At 62.4% G+C, this 19,166-nt stretch carries 16 protein-coding genes and 1 pseudogene; 7 read left to right on the top strand and 10 right to left on the bottom strand.

The features are described from left to right. Window positions 1-73 precede the first annotated feature (73 nt). The 3 genes from IE166_RS01400 to thrC are packed head-to-tail and all read right to left on the bottom strand — an operon-like array spanning window position 74 to window position 3,382. Window positions 74-655 (bottom strand): GNAT family N-acetyltransferase, encoded by a 582-nt coding sequence (locus IE166_RS01400; RefSeq protein WP_189501154.1) that lies wholly within the window; start codon window positions 653-655, stop codon window positions 74-76. A 13-nt stretch (window positions 656-668) separates the two neighbouring features. Continuing rightward, window positions 669-1,961 carry a M16 family metallopeptidase gene (locus IE166_RS01405; RefSeq protein ID WP_189501156.1) on the bottom strand — a complete coding sequence of 431 codons (1,293 nt, stop codon included), beginning with the start codon at window positions 1,959-1,961 and terminating at the stop codon, window positions 669-671. Window positions 1,962-1,987: 26 nt separating this feature from the next. Then, complete coding sequence (gene thrC / locus IE166_RS01410; protein WP_189501158.1) at window positions 1,988-3,382, bottom strand: threonine synthase; 1,395 nt, start codon at window positions 3,380-3,382, stop codon at window positions 1,988-1,990. A gap of 123 nt (window positions 3,383-3,505) precedes the next feature. On the opposite strand from thrC, the gene IE166_RS01415 reads away from it, so the two are divergent. Next, complete coding sequence (locus tag IE166_RS01415; RefSeq protein WP_189501160.1) at window positions 3,506-4,063, top strand: hypothetical protein; 558 nt, start codon at window positions 3,506-3,508, stop codon at window positions 4,061-4,063. A 4-nt stretch (window positions 4,064-4,067) separates the two neighbouring features. Here IE166_RS01415 and IE166_RS01420 read toward each other — a convergent pair whose 3' ends face one another. Next, a complete protein-coding gene (locus tag IE166_RS01420) occupies window positions 4,068-4,757 on the bottom strand; it encodes an HAD family hydrolase (protein WP_189501162.1) in 690 nt (229 codons plus the stop codon). Window positions 4,758-4,917: 160 nt separating this feature from the next. On the opposite strand from IE166_RS01420, the gene IE166_RS01425 reads away from it, so the two are divergent. After that, window positions 4,918-6,069 (top strand): site-specific DNA-methyltransferase, encoded by a 1,152-nt coding sequence (locus IE166_RS01425; protein WP_189501164.1) that lies wholly within the window; start codon window positions 4,918-4,920, stop codon window positions 6,067-6,069. Between the two features lie 303 nt (window positions 6,070-6,372). Here the strand turns inward: IE166_RS01425 and IE166_RS01430 are convergent, their stop codons facing one another. Next, window positions 6,373-6,984 carry an HAD family hydrolase gene (locus tag IE166_RS01430; protein ID WP_189501166.1) on the bottom strand — a complete coding sequence of 204 codons (612 nt, stop codon included), beginning with the start codon at window positions 6,982-6,984 and terminating at the stop codon, window positions 6,373-6,375. Between the two features lie 4 nt (window positions 6,985-6,988). Then, window positions 6,989-8,083, bottom strand: coding sequence for an A/G-specific adenine glycosylase (mutY, locus tag IE166_RS01435; protein WP_244641283.1), 1,095 nt, complete (start codon window positions 8,081-8,083; stop codon window positions 6,989-6,991). A 50-nt stretch (window positions 8,084-8,133) separates the two neighbouring features. On the opposite strand from mutY, the gene IE166_RS01440 reads away from it, so the two are divergent. The 3 genes from IE166_RS01440 (at window position 8,134) to IE166_RS01450 (ending at window position 12,976) form a co-directional block, all read left to right on the top strand. After that, window positions 8,134-8,631, top strand: a complete 498-nt coding sequence (locus IE166_RS01440) for a DUF721 domain-containing protein (protein WP_189501170.1) — start codon at window positions 8,134-8,136, stop codon at window positions 8,629-8,631. 139 nt (window positions 8,632-8,770) lie between these two features. Further along, window positions 8,771-9,463 (top strand): DsbA family protein, encoded by a 693-nt coding sequence (locus IE166_RS01445; RefSeq protein ID WP_189501172.1) that lies wholly within the window; start codon window positions 8,771-8,773, stop codon window positions 9,461-9,463. Between the two features lie 54 nt (window positions 9,464-9,517). Continuing rightward, complete coding sequence (locus IE166_RS01450) at window positions 9,518-12,976, top strand: chromosome segregation SMC family protein (RefSeq protein ID WP_189501173.1); 3,459 nt, start codon at window positions 9,518-9,520, stop codon at window positions 12,974-12,976. A 1-nt stretch (window position 12,977) separates the two neighbouring features. Here the strand turns inward: IE166_RS01450 and IE166_RS01455 are convergent, their stop codons facing one another. Continuing rightward, window positions 12,978-13,322 (bottom strand): VOC family protein, encoded by a 345-nt coding sequence (locus tag IE166_RS01455; protein WP_189501175.1) that lies wholly within the window; start codon window positions 13,320-13,322, stop codon window positions 12,978-12,980. A gap of 183 nt (window positions 13,323-13,505) precedes the next feature. Between IE166_RS01455 and ppdK the strand changes: the two genes are divergently transcribed. Together ppdK and IE166_RS20605 are read left to right on the top strand one after the other, a co-directional pair. After that, a complete protein-coding gene (gene ppdK / locus IE166_RS01460; RefSeq protein ID WP_189501176.1) occupies window positions 13,506-16,169 on the top strand; it encodes a pyruvate, phosphate dikinase in 2,664 nt (887 codons plus the stop codon). Between the two features lie 62 nt (window positions 16,170-16,231). Continuing rightward, window positions 16,232-16,966, top strand: coding sequence for a polysaccharide deacetylase family protein (locus IE166_RS20605; RefSeq protein WP_244641284.1), 735 nt, complete (start codon window positions 16,232-16,234; stop codon window positions 16,964-16,966). Here IE166_RS20605 and IE166_RS01465 read toward each other — a convergent pair. From IE166_RS01465 to IE166_RS01475, 3 genes and pseudogenes are all read right to left on the bottom strand, one after another. Continuing rightward, a pseudogene (locus IE166_RS01465) lies at window positions 16,963-17,991 on the bottom strand (serine hydrolase domain-containing protein); the annotation flags it as partial. The gene IE166_RS20605 and the pseudogene IE166_RS01465 overlap by 4 nt on opposite strands. A gap of 110 nt (window positions 17,992-18,101) precedes the next feature. Beyond that, window positions 18,102-18,512, bottom strand: coding sequence for a DUF427 domain-containing protein (locus tag IE166_RS01470; protein ID WP_189501178.1), 411 nt, complete (start codon window positions 18,510-18,512; stop codon window positions 18,102-18,104). A 108-nt stretch (window positions 18,513-18,620) separates the two neighbouring features. Further along, window positions 18,621-19,019, bottom strand: coding sequence for a hypothetical protein (locus tag IE166_RS01475; protein ID WP_189501181.1), 399 nt, complete (start codon window positions 19,017-19,019; stop codon window positions 18,621-18,623). Between the last annotated feature and the right edge of the window lie 147 nt (window positions 19,020-19,166).

Consider the following 19,166-nt stretch of genomic DNA (forward strand, 5'->3'; position numbering starts at 1 on the left):
AGGCGAGAACGGCCAGAATCGAGTTTTGAATGAAGCGCGGCAAACTCACCCCGTCGACTTGGAAGTTACCCGGTTAACTGCGCGCGTCGTCGCAGACCAGGCCGTAAAGAAGATGGTCCTGCCATGCGCCGTTGATGCGCAGGTAAGATCGCGCAAGTCCCTCACGCGTGAATCCGGCTTTTTCAAGCACACGCACCGAGCGCGCGTTGGAAGGGATACAAGCGGCCTCGATCCGGTGCAACCGCAGCTCGCGGAATGCGAAGGGGATAACCAGATTCAGCGCGTCCAGCATGTAGCCGCGCCCGGAATAGTTTTCGCCCATCCAATAGCCGATCTGGCATGTCTGCGCGACGCCGCGCCGGATATTGCCCATGGTGATGCCGCCCGTCACGCGGTTTTCCGCATTGTCGATCACGAGAAAACCAATGCCGCTGCCCGTCTTGAACTCCGTACGGTTGCGTTCGAGCCGATAACGCCAGCCCGAGCGCTCAAGCTCATCGACGGACCAGAGCGGCTCCCAAGGCTCCAGAAAGGAGCGGCTCGCTTGCCGCAGGGCCGCCCATTGCTCGTAATCACGTCCGACCGGCAGCCGTAACGTGATCCGTTCGCCCTTCAGCACCGGAGTGGCTTTTTGGGCGAAGGGCAAAGCGAGCATGGGTGCCGGTGTCTCAGCCGATGGCGAGTTTGCGCGGTGTCGAAGCGCTGCCGAGTTTCCTCGAGATCGCGTCGTAGGAGATCAACGGCTCCACCGGACCCACGGCGGTTACTGTTGGCGTGCTCGAGAACATGCGGTGCGACAGGTCGGTCAAGCGCTCGATCGTCAAGGCGGATAAACGCTCGACCAGCTCTTCGGTCGGGATCGGCCGGCCGTAAAGAAGCAACTGCCGCGCAATCTGCGACGCACGGCTGGCCGCACTCTCGCGCGACATCAGGAGGCCTGCGCGATATTGCGCGCGGGCACGGTCGAGCTCTTCCTGCTGGATCTGCTCGCCGGCCTTCTGCAACTCGCCGACGATCACCGGCATCAGTTCGCCAAGGTCGCTTTTGCCGGTTGCGGCGTGAACGCCGAAAATGCCGGTATCCGAAAAGCCCCAGTGAAAGGCATAAACGGAATAGCAAAGGCCGCGCTTTTCACGCACTTCCTGGAACAAGCGCGAAGACATGCCTCCGCCCAGCATCATCGACAGAACCTGCGAGGCGTAGAAGTCGCGCGCATGATAGGCGCGGCCCTCGAAACCGAGGATCACCTGCGCATCCATGAGATCGCGATGCTCGCGGAAGTCGCCGCCGACATAGGTCGCCTGGTCGAGCGTCTGGGTTTCGGCATGCGGGCGGAAGTGGCCGAGCCGCTTTTCGACTTCGCGCACGAAATCCTCATGCTTGAGATTACCGGCAGCGACCACGACCATGGAGTCGCCGGCATATTGGCGATCCATGAAGCCGCGCAGCTGCTGCGGCGTGAAGGACTGCACGGTTTCCGGCGTGCCGAGGATCGAGCGGCCGACGCGCTGGCCCTTGAAGGCCGTTTCGGTGAAGTGGTCGAAAACGATATCGTCGGGCGTGTCGAAGGCCGCGCCAATTTCCTGCAGGATGACGTTCTGCTCACGTTCGAGTTCATGCGCATCGAACTTCGAATCGCTCAGAATGTCGGCAAGAATGTCGATCGCGAGCGGCACGTCGGTATCGAGTACCCGCGCGTAAAAGGACGTGGTTTCGACGCTGGTCGCGGCGTTGATCTCGCCGCCGACATCCTCGATCTGCGAGGCGATCTGCCAGGCAGAGCGCTGGCTGGTGCCCTTGAAAGCCATGTGTTCGAGCAGATGAGCGATGCCGTGCTCTTCTTCGTGCTCGTGACGAGAACCCGATTTCACCCACACTCCGAGTGCAACAGACTCGATGTGAGGAATCGTTTCGGTGGCGACTGTCAAACCATTGGACAGCCGGCTGACCTCAACATTCATAGAGACTCAATCCCATTATCTGCCCATTATCGGGCTGCCCGCGAATGGCGGGTGATATAATCTTTCACCATTTTTACGTCCGAGGAAAGGGTCGTGAAGCGCTCTTGTCGGTCCATCAGATCGCCGAGCCAAACCGGAAGTTCCGGACGGCGGCCACTGGCGGCCTGCACGGCGTCCGGGAATTTCGCGGGATGAGCGGTGGCAAGCACCACCATAGGCGCCTCGCACGTCGTTTCGCTGGCGACCTTGACGGCGGTCGCGGTATGCGGATCGAGCAGGTAGCCGGTTGAGGCCAGCACCTCTTCGATGGTGCGGTCGGTTTCCGCCATGGAAGCGCGACCGGCCGAGAACTCGGCGCGGATGGCTTCCAGCGTAGCCGGTGCAATGGTGAAGGAGCCGGACTGCTTCAACCCGTTCATATAGCCCGTAACTTCCGCCGGGTTGCGGTTCGAGGCCTCGAACAAGAGGCGCTCGAAGTTCGAGGAAATCTGGATGTCCATCGAGGGCGAGGTCGTGGCTGTCACGCCGCGCATCTCGTAAGCGCCCGATGACAAAGCACGGGCCAGAATGTCGTTGTCGTTAGTGGCGATTGCCAGATGCTCGATCGGCAGACCCATGCGCTTGGCGGCGTAGCCTGCGAAGATGTCGCCGAAATTGCCGGTCGGCACTGTGAAGGACACGGCCCGATCCGGTGCGCCGAGCGACAAAGCGGATGAGAAATAGTACACGATCTGGGCCATGACGCGGGCCCAGTTGATGGAGTTCACGCCCGACAAAGCCACGCCGTCACGGAAGGCGTGGTCGTTGAACAGGTCCTTCACGATGGTCTGGCAATCGTCGAAATTACCGCCGAGCGCCAGCGCATGAACGTTGGAAGCCGTGGACGACGTCATTTGCCGCTGCTGCACCGGCGACACGCGGCCATCCGGGAACAGGATGAAGATGTCGGTACGGTCGCGGCCGGCAAAGGCTTCGATGGCCGCGCCGCCCGTGTCGCCCGAAGTCGCGCCGATGATCGTGGCGCGCTCGCCGCGCTCGGCCAGAACGTGATCCATCAGGCGCGCGAGCAACTGCATGGCAACGTCCTTGAAGGCGAGCGTCGGGCCGTGGAACAGTTCCAGCACGAAGCGGTCATGATCAAGCTGCACCAGCGGGCACACGGCCGGGTGGCGGAAGGTGGCGTAGGCTTCATGCACGATCTGCGAAAAGGTTTCGGCCTCGATCTCGCCTTCTACGAAAGGTGTCAGCACCCGAACGGCGAGGTCGGGGTAAGACAGGCCGCGCATGGCCTTGATCTCGGCTGCGGAGAATTGCGGCCAGGTTTCGGGCAGATAAAGGCCGCCATCGCGGGCAAGGCCGGCGAGCAAAGCATCACGAAATCCGAGACGAGGTGCGTTGCCGCGGGTGCTGATGAAGTTCATGACGGGGTGTCCGTGGCTCTGGAACTGTCGCATGCTGTGGAACGCGACAGCCAGGATTGCGTCAGGCCGTCGCATTTCAGTCGCGGGCTGTGTATAGGACGGCAGTTCGGTTTGAAAGCTTGGATGGGGGTTCCGTTGAAGACTGGTGGACTTTTCGCCCGCTCGCTCGTGATGGGCTTGGCCTTGATCGCCGCGAGCTGTCAGTCGAGCGACAATCCGACCCGCGATGTTCCGGATATGGCCAAGCCGCCGGTTGTGCGTGAGTCGGAACTGCGCGCTTATTGCCCGGGCGTTTCCTTGCGCGAAGGCACGTCCTACTTCTCCACCTATGCCAAGGGTGGCGACGGTGATGCGACCAAGGTGATCTATCAAGCGTCCTTGTCCGACACGACGCGCGCCTGCACCTATGAAGGCGACAATGTGACGATCAAGGTTGCGGCCGCCGGCAAGGTCGTGCCGGGGCCGGCAGTGCGGCCGGGTACGATCACCATGCCGATCCGCGTGGCGGTCGTGCGCGGCTCCGAGGTGCTCTACTCCAAGCTGCACCAGCAGCAGGTGCCGGTGAGCGACACGACGGCGGCAACGCAGTTCATGTTCACCGATGCCGACATCACGATCCCGATGCCGCCGCAGCGCAACGTCTCGATCTTTATCGGCTTCGACGAAGGCGCGAAGAAGTAAGAGCCTAGGCGTTCTCCGACCATTCGGAGAGCGCCGCCAGCACGGTCGGGAAATCGACCCAGCGCCGGATGACCGTTTCGGCACCGGCTTCGGTCAGCTGATCGGCATGGCCGGGATAGCTGTGCGAGGCGCCGGTGTAACCGATCACGCGCATGCCAGCGGCCACCGCTCCCGTGACGCCATGCACGGAGTCCTCGATCACGAAGGTGGCTGCGGGATTGGCACCCTCCTTCTGGGCAGCATGCAGGAAAATGTCCGGCGCCGGCTTGTGGCGGATGCCGGGATTGTTGCGCGCCGAATAGATGTGACCCTCGAAGAAGGGCTTGAGCCGCACCTTATCCAGCATCATCTCAAGGCGGGGCAGCGTGGAGTTCGAGCAGATGCAGCGCTTGGTTCTGACCGACGCAACGGCTTCGTGGGCGCCTTCCAGAGCACGCACTTCGGCCTTGAGACGCTGATCCAGCTGTTTTTCGGCCTCGTCGATCATCCGCGCCTGGAACGGGATCTGGCTTTCACCTTCGAGACGCAGAAGAATGTCCTTGAAGGTGAGGCCGGCATAGCGCTCGGCGAACTCTTCCGCCTCGATCGGAAAGCCCGCTGCCGTCAGGATGCCTGCATCCACACGCGCGGCGATGATCTCGCTGTCCACCAGGACGCCATCGCAGTCGAAGATCACGAGATCGGGTTGCGGCATAGGAACCTCCAGGACAATCGGACACGGTCGGGAAGGGGCGGGGTCTATCGCAAGGGGCACGCAGACGCAAATAGCGCGATAGGTTCATCAAATTTTTACGCCGTTCGGTAACCATAACGGTCAGTAAAAGCCCTGTAACGCGTTTGTTCGAGTGCCCGCCATGACCGCCTTGCGTCTCGTTGACGATCAGACTTCGCTCGCACCCCTCTACAAGGGCCAGCCCGCTCCGGCCTGGCTGGATTCGATCCTGAAAGGCGATTGCGTGGCGGCCATGAACCGCCTGCCTGACCATTCCGTCGACGCGATCTTCGCCGATCCGCCCTATAATCTGCAGCTCGAAGGCGCGCTGCACCGTCCGGACCAGTCCAAGGTCGATGCGGTCGATGACGAGTGGGACCAGTTCGAAAGCTTCCAGGCCTATGACGCCTTCACCCGCGCCTGGCTCCTTGCCGCGCGACGCGTGTTGAAACCAACCGGCACGATCTGGGTGATCGGCTCCTACCACAACATCTTCCGCGTCGGCGCGATCATGCAGGATCTCGGCTTCTGGATCCTCAACGACGTGGTGTGGCGCAAGACCAACCCGATGCCGAACTTCCGCGGGCGCCGGTTCCAGAACGCGCATGAAACCATGATCTGGGCCAGCCGCGACCGCAACGCCAAGGGCTACACCTTCAACTACGAATCCATGAAGGCCGCCAATGACGATGTGCAGATGCGTTCCGACTGGTTGTTCCCGATCTGCACCGGTAATGAGCGCCTGAAGGACGACAAGGGCGTCAAGATCCACCCGACGCAGAAGCCGGAAGCCTTGCTGGCACGCGTGATGCTGTCGTCCACCAAGCCGGGTGACGTCGTGCTCGACCCTTTCTTCGGCTCCGGAACCACGGGTGCGGTCGCCAAGCGCCTTGGTCGCCATTATGTCGGCATCGAGCGCGAACAGGCCTATATCGACGCCGCCCAGGAACGCATTGCCGATGTGAAGACGCTCGAGCGCCAGGCGCTGGAACTGCTCGTGAGCAAGCGCTCCGAACCGCGCATCGCCTTCGTCAGCCTAATCGATGCCGGCCTGATGAAAGCCGGCACCAAGCTCTACGATTCGAAGCGTCGCTATACGGCCGTTGTTCGCGCTGATGGCACGCTGTCATGCGGAACGCTGGCAGGCTCGATCCACAAGGTCGGCGCGCAGGTGCAGGAAGCTGAAGCCTGCAACGGCTGGACCTTCTGGCACTACGAGCGCGCCGGCGGCCTCACGCCAATCGACGAGCTCCGCCGCGTGGCGCGTGTCGGCATCGAGCGCGCGGGGGCTTAAGGCCTACAACTTACCGGTTTCGAGAGCAGAAGCAGACGCGCCGATCCAGCCGGCGCACCGGAGAGGATGAGCCACTCCGGCCCAGGCAAGGGGCTTTGCTCTCGAACTGGAGGTGCATGCGATGCGGTTCAAACCAATGCGCATCACTCTGGAAGTAAAACGGACCCGGACCAGCTGGCAAGTGACGTTCCGGGTCCAATTCACTATCTAGACCAGAGGGGCCGGGCGAAAGCTCGGCTCCTCACTCCAGAAATCTAGCTGCAGCAGCTGGAAAAATCAACTTCGGCGATCAGAGTTCTGTTCTCAGAACTCCACCCCAAGCCCCCTAAGATCCCTCTCCAACTGCTCGGCGCTTGCGAAATGGATTGCCTGCCAGCCGGCAGCTTTGGCGCCTTCGACGTTTTTCAGGCTGTCGTCGATGAACACCGTTGATGCCGGATCGAGCTCGAAGTCGGCGGCATGGCAGTCGTAGATCGCCTTGTCAGGCTTTATCAGCGCGACATCGCCGGACACGGTCACGCCGCGCGTTTCGTTGAGGAACGGGAAGATCGTCCGGGCTTGCGCGAAGGTGTCGGAGTTGAAGTTGGTGAGCATGGTGACGTCGCAGCCGGCGGCGATCAGGCGTCTCAGGAGAATGACGCTGTCTTCGTAATGGTGACTGACCATTTCGTGCCAATGCTTGCGAAAGGCCCGGATCATGCCTTCGTGGTGCGGATGCTCGGCAATCAGCAGCGCCTCGGCATCTTCCCAAGAGCGGCCGCGGTCCTGTTCCAGGTTCCAATCGTTGGTGCAGACCGTCTCGAAGAACAAACGACGCTCTTCGTCATCCGGGATCAGGCGGGAAAAAGGGATGTTTGGGTCGTAATGGATCAGCACCTTGCCGATGTCGAAAACGATGTGCTTGATCTCTGCCATATCCTCATCTCGCTTGGCGTCTGAAGGCGTTGGGAACGGCAGCTTCGATGGCCTTTTTCATCACCGTCGGCAAGGCCTCGCCGGTGAGGTCGCTAGGTGCGGACCACCACATGCCGGCAGGCGCCGGACCCTCTAATTGCGCTTGGTACACATCCAGCATCAACGCGAAATGCGTAAAGATGTGGGTTATCGTACCGGCTGGCTGCCAATCCGCGGCAAACGGCGCGTCAGCAGGGCCGAACCCGCCAGTGGCATCCCAGGAACTGCCCGGCACCTCCGCCATGCCGCCGAGCAGCCCTTTGTCCGGCCGTTTGCGCAGCAGGATCGCACCATCAGCGCGCAGCGCTATGAAGGCTGCACCGTGCCGCACCGGGCGCTCCGCTTTCGGCTTCTTGACCGGAAAGCGTTCGGGTTCGTCCAGCGCAAGCGCCTCGCAATCATCCTTGAACGGGCACAAGATGCAGGTGGGCCGGCGCGGCGTGCAGATGGAAGAGCCGAGATCCATCAGGGCTTGCGAAAAGTCCCCGGGACGATCGGCAGTCACAAGCCCGGCAAGCTCGGCACGGATTGCTGCTTTGGCCTGCGGCAGCGGCGTATCGATGCGGTAAAGCCGCGTCACCACGCGCTCGATATTGCCGTCGATCACCACGGCCGGACGGTTAAAGGCGATGGCCGCGATCGCGGCAGCGGTATAAGCGCCGATGCCGGGCAGGGCGCGCAGGCTTTCTTCCGTGTCGGGGAAGTGGCCTCCGTACTGCTGCGCCACGACATCGGCGCACTTCTTGAGGTTGCGAGCGCGCGAGTAATAGCCGAGGCCGGCCCACGCCCGCAGGATGTCGTCCTCGCTTGCGGCAGCCATCGCCAGCACATCGGGCCAGCGCTCGGTAAAGGCCAGGAAATACTTCTTCACCGCTTCAACCGTGGTCTGCTGCAGCATGACCTCGGACAGCCAGATCCGATAGGGATCGGCATGCACGCCCCGCGCGGCCTCCGCGGGCGAAATGCGCCAAGGCAGCACCCGGTGATGGCGATCATACCAGGCAAGCAGACGCTCAGCCTTGGGCGACAGGGGAGGCAGATCAGTCGAAAGAAGTGTCATGCGGCGGAGGACGGCTACCATCCAGCGTGGCGAAGCGGTAAACCCACCCCATGGCAGAGAAACGTCGCTCCTACAACGCCCAGCCCGTCAGCGATCTTTCCACCGCGATCCTCGATCCGGTGCTGAAACGGCGCGCCGGCATCTCGGTGGGCCTCGTGCAATCCTGGGAAGAGATCGTCGGGCCGAAGGTTGCGGCGACTTCGCGTCCGGAAAAAATCCAATGGCCACGCCGCGCGCATGAGGACGATCCGTACCAGCCCGCCACGCTGATCATTGCCTGCGAAGGCTTGGCTGCCATGCGCATTCAGCATGAAGCGACGGAAATCATCGGGCGCATCAACGGCTATCTCGGCTTTCCCGCAATAGGCCGCATCAAAATCGTGCAAAAGCCGATCCTGCATCCGCATGCCAAATCGAAGCCAGAGCTGCGGCCATTGACGTCACGCGAAAGCGAGAAGCTGGCAGGTCGCGTGAGTGTTATCGAAGACGAAGGCTTGCGAAAATCCCTGGAGGCTTTGGGCCGTGCGGTGATTGGCCGCCACAAGTGACCATATTTTTCGCGCATTCGTGAATGTTTTGTCTCATTCACTTAATTGGTTTAACGACAGAAATGACGTATTTGCCGCATCAAGGTGCGGCGGCTACCAAATGCCCACTACCAGATCCATGTTACAGGTGATCCCGATCATGACGCCCTCGCTTACACGCCGCTCCCTGCTGGGTTCGATGTCAGTCGTTCCTGCCGCGCTCGCTTTGGCGTCTTTCGGCGAAAGCGGTGTCGCCAATGCCCAAACGCCTGCCGGCGGCGCTGCAGGCGCAGCCCCAGCCGCAACCGGCAATGTCGACATGGCCAAGCTGCTGCAGGCCGGTTCGCTGCCGGAGAAGGTGCTGGGCAAGGATGACGCGCCGGTAACCATCGTCGAATATGCATCCATGACCTGCAGCCACTGCGCGCATTTCGATGTAGCCACGCTGCCGACCATCAAGGAAAAGTACATCGATACCGGCAAGGCCCGGCTGATCATGCGCGAATTCCCCTTCGATCCGCGCGCCGAAGCTGGCTTCATGCTGGCGCGTTGCTCAGGCGACAACTACTTCGCCATGGTCGACGTTCTGTTCAAGCAGCAGGAACAGTGGGCACCGGTTCAGGACGCCAAGGCAGCCCTGCTTCAGATCTCCAAGCTTGCCGGCTTTACACAGGAAAGCTTCGAGGCCTGCTTGACCGACCAGAAGCTGCTCGACGATATCAGGGCTGTCCGGACCCGCGGCTCCCAGGAATTTGGCGTCGATGCCACCCCGACCTTCTTCATCAATGGCAAGAAATATTCCGGCGCGCTCTCGGTCGACGAGATGTCGGCGGTTATCGACGGCCTGCTTTAAGCCGCTCTTCGGGCGCGGTCTGGCCGCGTCCGTCTGCATGCAGGGAAAGAGCTGATGCGCTTTTCCCGCCTTCGCCTTCTCGGCTTCAAGTCCTTCGTGGAACCGGCCGAGTTCGTGATTGAGCGCGGCCTGACCGGCGTGGTCGGGCCCAATGGCTGCGGCAAGTCCAATCTTGTCGAAGCCCTGCGCTGGGTAATGGGCGAAAGCTCCTACAAGAACATGCGCGCGTCCGGCATGGACGACGTGATCTTTTCCGGCTCGGCAACGCGCCCCGCGCGCAATGCGGCCGAAGTCACGCTCTTCCTCGACAATGCCGATCGCACCGCGCCGCCATCCTTTAACAATGACGACGAGTTGCAGGTGTCGCGCCGCATCGAGCGTGCAGCCGGCTCAATCTACCGCATCAACGGCAAGGAAGCGCGCGCCAAGGATGTGCAGCTGCTGTTTGCCGACCAGTCCACCGGCGCCCGTTCGCCGTCCATGGTGGGGCAGGGCCGCATCGGCGAGCTGATCCAGGCCAAGCCGCAGGCGCGCCGCGCTTTGCTGGAAGAAGCCGCCGGCATTTCCGGCCTGCATACGCGCCGCCATGAGGCGGAGTTGCGGCTGCGCGCGGCTGAGCAGAACCTCGAACGCCTTGATGATGTGGTCGGCGAACTCGGCACGCAGATCGAGAACCTGAAACGGCAGGCGCGCCAGGCGCAGAGATTTAAGAACCTGTCGGCCGACATCCGCAAGGCCGAGGCCACCTTGCTGAATTTGCGCTGGACACAGGCCAAGGAGCAAGCGGCGCAGGCGCAAACCGTGCTACATCAGGCGACGATGGTTGTGGCCGAGCGCGCGGCGGCGCAGATGGAAGCCGCAAAGCAACAGGGTATCGGCGCGCATCATCTGCCGGCGTTGCGCGATGCGGCGGCAGCAGCGTCAGCCACCGTCCAGCGACTGGAGCTTGCCAAGGGGCAAGTGGAGGACGAGGCCAAGCGCCTGCGCGAGCGCCAGGCAGAGCTGGCGCGGCGTCTTGAGCAATTGGCCGGTGACCTCGCGCGCGAAGAACAGCTTGGTGCCGAGAACACGGCCGCTCTTTCCCGTTTGGACGAGGAGGAAGCCGCCCTTCGAGCCGATGACCACGGTGCCGATCTCCGCGAAAAACAAAGCCACGGGGCCGTGGAGCAGGGAAGTGCAGATTTAGCAGCTGCTGAAGCAGCGCTCGGCCAGGCCACGACGCGCCGCGCGGAAGTGGCCGCACAGCAAGCGGAGCTCGATCGCGCTCTTCGATCCGCCCAAGAGCGGTTGCAGCGCCTGAATGTCCAGGCAACGGACATCCAGCGCGATGCGGAAGCGCTGAATGCCAGGCTTACGGCAGCGCCCGACGTTGACGAGGCAAAGCGCGCCCTTGCTGCTGCCGAAGCACAAATCAAGCAGGCTGAAAGCGCGCTGGCTCAGGCTGAATTTGGCGTCGTGGGCGCTCGGCAGGAGGAAAGTGCAGCACGTGGTCCGCTCGCCGATGCAAAAGCCGCGCTCGCTCGTATCGAAACGGAGGCGCGCACGCTGGCCAAGGTGCTGAATGCCGGGTTTAGCCAGGACTTCTCCCCCGTGCTCAACCAGATCGAAGTCGAGCGCGGCTATGAGGCAGCACTTGGCGCGGCGCTGGGCGACGACCTCGATCTGCCTGTTGATCAGCACGCGCCAGCCTTCTGGGGCGACGCGCCGTTCCGGCTGGATGATCCAAGCCTGCCAGTCGGCATCGTGCCTCTCGCACAGCATGTCAAAGCACCCCGCCAGATGGCACGTCGGCTGGCGCAGATCGGGCTGGTGACGGCCGAAGATGGCGCGCGTCGCCAAGGCGAACTGGCGCCAGGCCAGCGACTGGTGACACGTGACGGCGCTTTGTGGCGCTGGGATGGTTACCGCGCCAGCGCCGATGCGCCCACGGCGGCTGCGCAACGCCTTGCCCAGAAAAACCGGCTGGCCGAACTCGATGCAGAGCTTCAGCAGGCGCGTTCAGGCCTTGAGGGTGCCGAGCAAAACGCACAGGTTGCCGAAGCCAGCTTGAAACAGGCAGTGGATGCCGAGCGATCGGCGCGTGACACCTTGCGGCATTTGCAGCAGGAAAATGCGCGCGCACGCGACGCGTTGCTGCGAGCCGAGCGCGCTGCCGGCGATCTTGCCGCGCGGAAAGCCGCAATCAGCGAGGCATCGGCGCGCATCAACGACAGCCGAAGCGAGGCCGAGCGCGCGCTTGCTGATGCAACGGACGCGATCGGCACGGCGCCGGAACTCTCCACGCTCGATGCCGATCTTCATGCCGCGCGCGCCGTCGCTGCTTCCGAACGGACCCGCCATGCCGACCTGCGCGCAGCCGTCGAGACTATACGCCGCGAGACCGACATGCGGACGCGCCGCCTGGGCGCGATTGCGAATGAGCGCCGCGCTTGGCACGACCGCAACGATAATGCCGGCAAGCAGCTTGCGGCGCTTGAAGCCCGCCGCGCCGATGCGCAGGCCGAGCAGGCGACCTTATCGGCGGCACCCGAAGAGCTTGAGGCGCGACGCCGTTCCTTGGGCGGCGAGTTGGCGCAAGCGCAAGCGGCGCACACACAGGCTGCCGATACCATGAAAACGGCCGAAGCCAGGCAGCTCGAACTCGACCGCGCGACAACGGCGGCGATCGCCGCACTCTCCGAAGCGCGCGAAACCCGTGGCCGTGCCGAAGAACGTCTCACGGCCGCCGATGACCGCCGCCTCGAGATCGAAGCGCGCATCAGCGAGGCTTTGGGCGTGCCGCCGCACAAGGCGCTTGCTCATGCCGGGTTGACGGATGGGGAAGCGCTGCCGACGGTAGCGGAGATTGAACAGCGGCTTGAGCGTTTGAAGGCCGAGCGCGAGCGGCTGGGTGCCGTGAACCTGCGCGCCGACGAGGAACAGCGCGAACTCACCGAACGGCTCGACACGTTGGTCAAAGATCGCGACGACGTTGTGGAAGCCATCCGCATGCTGCGTCAGGCCATCCTGGGCCTGAACCGCGAAGGCCGCGAGCGCCTGCTGACCGCCTTCGACACTGTGAACGGACAGTTCCAGCGTCTCTTCACGCATCTGTTCGGCGGCGGCGAGGCGGAGCTGCAGCTGATCGAATCGGAAGATCCGCTGGAAGCCGGGCTGGAAATCGTCGCGCGACCGCCGGGCAAGAAGCCGCAGACCATGACGCTATTGTCCGGCGGTGAGCAGGCGCTGACGGCCATGGCGCTGATCTTCGCCGTGTTCCTTACCAATCCCGCGCCGATCTGCGTGCTGGACGAGGTCGATGCACCGCTCGACGACCACAATGTCGAGCGCTTCTGCAACCTCATGGATGAGATGGCGGCGTCTACCGACACGCGCTTCGTGGTGATCACCCACAATCCCATCACCATGGCGCGGATGAACCGGCTGTTCGGCGTGACCATGGCCGAACAAGGCGTCAGCCAGCTTGTTTCGGTCGATCTGCAAACCGCCGAACAGATCGCGGAAGCCGTATAGCTTACGCGCCCCACACCGCCAGTTCATTGCCGGCAGGATCGGTGAAGTGGAAGCGCCTGCCGCCCGGAAAGGCGTAGATATCGCGAGTGATCCGTCCGCCGGCACCTTTCACCGCATTAAGAACAGCGTCCACATGTTCGGCATAAAGAACCGGCAGCGGCTTCTCCGATGCTTCCTCGCGATCGGCCTGGAAGCCGCCTTCCAGCCCTTCATCGAAGGCCGCGTAGGTCGGTCCATAATCCGTGAAGCTCCAGCCGAACGCGCCTGCATAAAACGCTTTCGTCGCATCGAGCGTGCCGTTCAAAGCAGGGAGTTCGAGATAATCGAGCTTGCCCGTCATCTTCATGCTTGCCTCCTATGATGTTCCTGATATGTTCTTACATGAAGACGCTGACTTGTCCAGTCGTCGGAAGAGATCGCGCTGCTAATCGATTGAGGTGAGGTGGATAAGGGGGGCGGTGTCTTGCCATTGGGGAAGCCACAGCCTATCGGCCTTTTTGAGCTTGATCGGCCGCTGCAGGAGGGACGAATGGCAAAGTGGGTTTACAGCTTCGGCGATGGCGCGGCTGAAGGTCGGGCCGGCGACAAGAACCTGCTGGGTGGCAAGGGCGCGAACCTTGCTGAAATGTGCAGCCTGGGCCTTCCCGTACCGCCCGGCTTCACCGTCACGACCGAACTCTGCTCTTATTATTATACGCACGGCCAGAGCTATCCGCCCGAGCTGAAGGGGCAGGTCGAAGACGCCTTGGCCAAGGTTGGCGAGATCGCTGGGCGCCGCTTTGGCGACAAGAACAAGCTGCTCCTCGTATCCGTTCGATCAGGCGCCCGAGCGTCAATGCCGGGCATGATGGACACCGTTCTCAACCTGGGCCTCAACGACGATACAGTTGAAGCCTTGGCACAGGATGCCTCCGACGAACGCTTCGCCTGGGACAGCTATCGCCGCTTCATCCAGATGTATTCCGATGTCGTGCTCGGCGTCGATCATGAGCACTTCGAGGAAATCCTGGAAGACCAGAAGGCGCGGTTGGGTGTCGATCTTGATACCGAGATCAAGGCCGCTGACTGGAAGAAGATTGTTGGGCTTTACAAGGCAAAGGTCGAAGAAGAGCTGGGGCAGCCTTTCCCGCAGGACCCGCAGGAACAGCTTTGGGGCGCAATCGGCGCGGTGTTTTCGAGCTGGATGAATGCGCGCGCGATCACCTATCGCCGCCTGCATGACATCCCGGAAAGCTGGGGCACGGCCGTCAACGTTCAGGCCATGGTGTTCGGCAATATGGGCGAGACCTCGGCCACCGGCGTCGCCTTCACGCGCAATCCGTCAACGGGTGAAAAGGCGCTGTACGGCGAATTCCTTGTCAACGCCCAGGGCGAGGACGTGGTGGCGGGCATCCGCACGCCGCAAAACATCACCGAAGAAGCACGCATTGCGGCCGGTTCCGACCAGCCGTCGCTCCAAAAGGTCATGCCAGACGCTTTCAACGAATTCGTCCGCATCGCTGATGTGCTGGAACAGCATTATCGCGACATGCAGGATCTCGAATTCACCATCGAGCGCGGCAAGCTATGGATGCTGCAAACGCGTTCGGGCAAGCGCACCGCCAAGGCAGCGCTCAAGACGGCTGTCGAAATGGCGAGCGAAGGGCTGATTACCCAGGAAGAAGCGGTGGCGCGCATTGATCCGGCGTCGCTTGACCAGCTGCTGCACCCGACTATCGATCCGTCGGCTGAACGCAACGTGGTGGCCGTCGGTTTGCCGGCATCACCCGGTGCAGCCACGGGTGAAATCGTGTTCACTTCGGATGAAGCCGAGGACCTGAAGAAGCAGGGACGCAAGGTCGTTCTGGTTCGCGTGGAAACGAGCCCGGAAGACATTCATGGCATGCATGCCTCCGAGGGCATTTTGACCACGCGCGGCGGCATGACGAGCCATGCGGCGGTTGTGGCGCGCGGCATGGGAAAGCCCTGCGTGTCCGGCGCTGGCACGCTGCGCGTCGATGCGCGTGCGGGCACGATGAGCGTGATGGGCCAGACCTTCAAGAAGGGCGACATCATCACCATCGACGGCTCCAATGGTCAGGTGCTCAAGGGCGCCGTGCCGATGCTGCAGCCGGAACTGTCAGGCGATTTCGCGGCCATCATGGAATGGGCCGACAAGATCCGCCGCATGAAGGTGCGCACCAATGCCGAAACGCCGGCCGATGCGCGAATGGCGCGTTCCTTCGGCGCGGAGGGCATTGGGCTTTGCCGCACCGAGCACATGTTCTTCGACGAGGATCGCATCATTGCGGTGCGCGAGATGATCCTGTCGGACACGGAAGAGGGCCGCCGCAAGGCGCTCGCCAAGCTGCTGCCGATGCAGCGCGCCGACTTCCTTGACCTGTTCGAGATCATGGCCGGTCTACCCGTTACGATCCGCCTGCTCGATCCGCCACTGCATGAATTCCTGCCGAAGACCGAGGAAGAAATCGCCGAGGTCGCGGCTGCGATGGGCGTCGAACCCGATAAGCTCCGTCATCGCACGGAAGAACTGCACGAGTTCAACCCGATGCTCGGCCATCGCGGCTGCCGGCTGGCCGTGTCCTATCCGGAAATTGCCGAGATGCAGGCCCGCGCGATCTTCGAGGCGGCTGTCGAGTCCGCCAGGAAGACGGGCAAGCCGATCGTTCCAGAGGTCATGGTGCCGCTGGTCGGATTGGTCGCCGAGCTGGACTACGTCAAGGCGCGCATCGATCAGGTCGCCAAGGACGTGATTGCCGAAGCCTACATGCCGATCGACTATCTCGTCGGAACGATGATCGAACTTCCACGTGCAGCGCTTCAGGCCGACAAGGTTGCTGAAAAGGCCGAGTTCTTCTCCTTCGGCACCAATGATCTCACGCAGACAACCTTTGGAATTTCGCGCGACGACGCGGCCGGCTTCCTCGAAACCTATCGCCAGAAGGGCATCATCGAGCAGGATCCCTTCGTGTCGATCGATGTCGATGGCGTCGGCGAACTGGTGCGGATCGCAGCCGAGAAGGGTCGGCGGACACGCGGCGACATCAAGCTCGGCATCTGCGGCGAACATGGCGGCGATCCCGCTTCCATTCGCTTCTGCGAGGAAGTTGGCCTGGACTACGTATCCTGCTCGCCGTTCCGTGTACCGATTGCACGCCTCGCCGCTGCACAGGCGGCGGTAGGTAAGAAGTAGCGCCACGCATTTGCCACAGGCTGGGCGCAGCGGGACCGGATTGCGTTTCTTGAGTCCGTCCCATGCGCTTCAGCCTGTCAGTCTTTGCCTTTCTGGTCTCCCTCGGTGCGGCTTCGGCCGAGCAGCTGGTTGAACCAACCCTGCATCTTCCACACAGCGACCATCTGCGGGTGGCTGTGACGCTCGATGCGTGTGGCGGTAAGACCGATGCGCGCATTCTCGACACGCTGGTCGCCAACCACATTCCGGCAACGATCTTTGCGACAGGCCGCTGGCTGAAGCACAATGGTGCCGCTCTGGAAGTGTTGAAGGCGCATCCCGATCTGTTCGAGATCGAAGACCATGGCGCCAACCACATTCCCGCTGTTGATCATGCGGCGACAATTTATGGGCTGAAGGCTGCCGGCTCACCCGAAGCGGTGAAGGTGGAAGTGCAGGGCGGGGCGGATGCCTTGGTTGCTGCCGGCGTCGCGCATCCGCGCTGGTTTCGCGGTGCGACTGCGAAATACAGCCAGGGCGCGATCAGCGAGGTTCACGCGTTGGGATTGAAGATCGCCGGCTATTCCCTGAATGGTGATGGCGGTTCTCTGCTCGGCGCGAGCCAAGCCACCAAGCGAATCGCCGCCGCCAGGGACGGTGACGTCATCATTGCCCATATCAACCAGCCGACCCATCAGGCCGGCGCGGGCGTCGCAGCCGGGTTGCTGGCGTTGAAGGCGCGGAGGGCGGAGTTCGTCAAGCTCGACAGAATCGAAGGCGACGAGACCGGCACGCCGGTTGCCCAAGCTGCTTTCTGAGCGGCTACGAGAATATCGTCGAAGAGGCTGTGAAGCTCCTGCACATAGCCGTTGCGCCCGGACGGTGCGTTGGGGTCCGAGATCATCACCGTAACCAGATCGACCTGCGGCGCCACGAACAGCATCTGTCCGCCATAGCCCCAGGCATAGCGCACCGGCTGGCCGCCGACATCGCGCAGAAACCAGCCATAGCCGTATTGATGCCCGGTCCAGGGCGAAGCCGTCCGAGGCTGCCAGCTGAGATCGAGCCAACCTTGCGAAACGACGCGGGTGTCGCCAACCTTGCCGCCGTTGCGGATCATCTCGCCGAAGGCAAGCAGCGCGCGGGGCGACAGAACCATCTCGTTACCGCCGAAGTAGATGCCCTGCGGGTCCTTCGACCAGGCGGGGATGGTGATGTCGAGCGGCTCGGCCAGCCATTCACGCGCGAGAGACAGTGTGGATTTGCCGGTGACGCGGGTGAGGATGGCGGACAGCAGATGCGTGTTGCCAGTGGAATACAGCATCTTTCCGCCGGGCTGATCGACGAAGGGCTGTTCCAGCACATAGCGTACCCAATTGCGGCTTTGTACCCAGCGGCCGTAGTTCGGACCAGACGTGCGCTCGAGGCCGGCCTGCATCGACAGGAGGTTGCCGATGGTGACGTCGCGCAGACGCGGATCGGCGTCAGATGGTACAGCATTGCCCAGCAAGGGCACGATCTTCTGATCCGGACCTTCCAGCGCCTTTTTGTCGATGGCGATGCCGACAAGCACGGAGAGGATCGTCTTCGATGCAGACTTGATGTTCACGCCCTGCGTAAGCGGGCCGCCGCGAAGAACCTCCTCAATCAGCGGCTGGCCGCCTCGTGTGACGATCAGGGAGCGCAAAGCATCGAAGCCGTTGGCGCGATCGAGGATCGCAGCTTTCCACGCCATGTCCTGAGCTGCGGCGTTACGGATCAGGAGCGGTGCCAGTGCGGCCGAGCCGGCAGCAGCCAGAAACGTGCGACGGGAAAGTTTTGAAGGGGAGAGGTCTGGGTTCATGGCCCAGGAAATGGCCGGTAATCGGCGCCGGAACAGGGCGGCAGGATCACAACGCCGCCCGCCGCGATCACGATGAGCGGAGCACCGGTCATCGTGATCGTGCATAGCAATCAGAGATCGATCGACTGATCGGTCTGGTTGTTGACTGCTTCGATGCGGACCTTCTTTGGGTAGAATGCGGCATGGCCGGCGATTTCGGCCACGCCGGCGAAGGGCGTCTCATACGCCCACACCACATCATCCATGCCTTCGCCATTGGCCGACACGCTCCAATGCGAGGCATCGCCCTTGTGGGGGCAATGCGTCACGGTCGGCGACTTTCGCAAGAAGTCGAAGTAAACGTCCTTGAACGGAATATAGAAGACGGGATCGTGGTCTTCCTCGCGAAGAAGAAGCGCTTCCTTCGAGGAGCCGATGATCACGTCCGCAAAGGTTGCGGTCACGACGCCGTCGAACGGCTCGACTGTGATGCCGCCCGTGGCCGGCTGCTTGTTTGCGGTTGAAGCGTCGAAGCTGTCCATGATCCGCTCTCCCTGTTCATTGCTGTGTGAGCGATGAACGCGAGCAAAGGCGGCGTGTTCCATCCGAGGCAGGCGAGCGGCTGTCGCAGGATCCCGGTGCATAGACGTTTAAAGAAGGATCGGCTCTTCTTCGCGCGCCGTGCTGACGGCAAAGGTATCAAGCACACCCGCCATGGAACAGGCGAGATCAGCAACGGGATTGTGGCCGTCACTCGCATCTTCGACGCGCATGGTTTCGCCGTCTTGCTCAAGGATCACGAGCAACAGCTTGCGACCGCCTTCGTCGCCCGTCGGCATGGAAACGGCGGCAACCTCGCGCACATACTCTCCGGGGGCGGCGGGCAGGCGGAACAAAAGCTGACCGCCGAGGCTGGTCAAGGCCGCATCGACAGCCGCATCGAAGCCGAGGCCGGGAACGTCCTGAACCTGAAGCGCCAGTTCCAGCTCGATCGTTTCCAACGCATCGGAAAAGTCGAAGTCGTCCTGCAAAACTCGCTGCGCCTTCATCTTGGGTCTCCGCGCTTGCCTTCTGCGTGCCGCGGATGATCCTTGGCGGTTCGGATGTCACAAATAAGGCGCGTGCAGTGTCATGCGTCTTGCGCCGGCAGTGACATAAAAGAACGGGACATCGAAATGGAAGTTCCGTAACGGAGC

The organism is Tianweitania populi (assembly GCF_014652875.1).
GTDB classification, from domain to species: domain Bacteria; phylum Pseudomonadota; class Alphaproteobacteria; order Rhizobiales; family Rhizobiaceae; genus Tianweitania; species Tianweitania populi.

Coding starts and splice junctions, on each gene's coding strand:
- IE166_RS01400 (WP_189501154.1), bottom strand. CDS start 655: ATGCTCGCTTTGCCCTTCGCCCAAAAAGCCACTCCGGTGCTGAAGGGC.
- IE166_RS01405 (WP_189501156.1), bottom strand. CDS start 1,961: ATGAATGTTGAGGTCAGCCGGCTGTCCAATGGTTTGACAGTCGCCACC.
- IE166_RS01425 (WP_189501164.1), top strand. CDS start 4,918: ATGACCGCCTTGCGTCTCGTTGACGATCAGACTTCGCTCGCACCCCTC.
- IE166_RS01475 (WP_189501181.1), bottom strand. CDS start 19,019: ATGAAGGCGCAGCGAGTTTTGCAGGACGACTTCGACTTTTCCGATGCG.
- IE166_RS01455 (WP_189501175.1), bottom strand. CDS start 13,322: ATGAAGATGACGGGCAAGCTCGATTATCTCGAACTCCCTGCTTTGAAC.
- ppdK (WP_189501176.1), top strand. CDS start 13,506: ATGGCAAAGTGGGTTTACAGCTTCGGCGATGGCGCGGCTGAAGGTCGG.
- IE166_RS01445 (WP_189501172.1), top strand. CDS start 8,771: ATGACGCCCTCGCTTACACGCCGCTCCCTGCTGGGTTCGATGTCAGTC.
- IE166_RS20605 (WP_244641284.1), top strand. CDS start 16,232: ATGCGCTTCAGCCTGTCAGTCTTTGCCTTTCTGGTCTCCCTCGGTGCG.
- IE166_RS01470 (WP_189501178.1), bottom strand. CDS start 18,512: ATGGACAGCTTCGACGCTTCAACCGCAAACAAGCAGCCGGCCACGGGC.
- IE166_RS01450 (WP_189501173.1), top strand. CDS start 9,518: ATGCGCTTTTCCCGCCTTCGCCTTCTCGGCTTCAAGTCCTTCGTGGAA.
- IE166_RS01440 (WP_189501170.1), top strand. CDS start 8,134: ATGGCAGAGAAACGTCGCTCCTACAACGCCCAGCCCGTCAGCGATCTT.
- IE166_RS01415 (WP_189501160.1), top strand. CDS start 3,506: ATGGGGGTTCCGTTGAAGACTGGTGGACTTTTCGCCCGCTCGCTCGTG.
- mutY (WP_244641283.1), bottom strand. CDS start 8,083: ATGACACTTCTTTCGACTGATCTGCCTCCCCTGTCGCCCAAGGCTGAG.
- thrC (WP_189501158.1), bottom strand. CDS start 3,382: ATGAACTTCATCAGCACCCGCGGCAACGCACCTCGTCTCGGATTTCGT.
- IE166_RS01430 (WP_189501166.1), bottom strand. CDS start 6,984: ATGGCAGAGATCAAGCACATCGTTTTCGACATCGGCAAGGTGCTGATC.
- IE166_RS01420 (WP_189501162.1), bottom strand. CDS start 4,757: ATGCCGCAACCCGATCTCGTGATCTTCGACTGCGATGGCGTCCTGGTG.